Here is a 276-nt window from a genome sequence, read left to right as displayed (position 1 = left end):
AGACGGCGAAGAGCAGGAATTCCCGCTCCCATGAACTGATCACGCGCTTGAAGTTTTCATGCTCGGCCCGCTTGACCGCGACGTAGCCTGTGATGAATTTGCGACCCAGGTATTTCTCGATGGTCTTGCTGTTTTCCATGCGTTCCAAGGCATCTTCGATGGTCAACGGCAGGCGCAGATTGCGTCGCTCGTAACCACGGCCCACCACGGGCGCGCTCGGGTTATGGCCTTCGACCATGCCGATGAAGCCACACAGCAAACTGGCGGCAATGGCCA

1 pseudogene is annotated in these 276 nt (G+C 58.0%); it reads right to left on the bottom strand.

The features are described from left to right. A pseudogene (locus tag SB765_RS29420) lies at window positions 1-276 on the bottom strand (glutamine synthetase); the annotation flags it as partial.

The organism is Pseudomonas sp. SIMBA_067 (assembly GCF_046534675.1).
Classification (GTDB): Bacteria; Pseudomonadota; Gammaproteobacteria; order Pseudomonadales; family Pseudomonadaceae; genus Aquipseudomonas; species Aquipseudomonas putida.
This window is presented reverse-complemented; position numbering and strand designations above follow the sequence as displayed.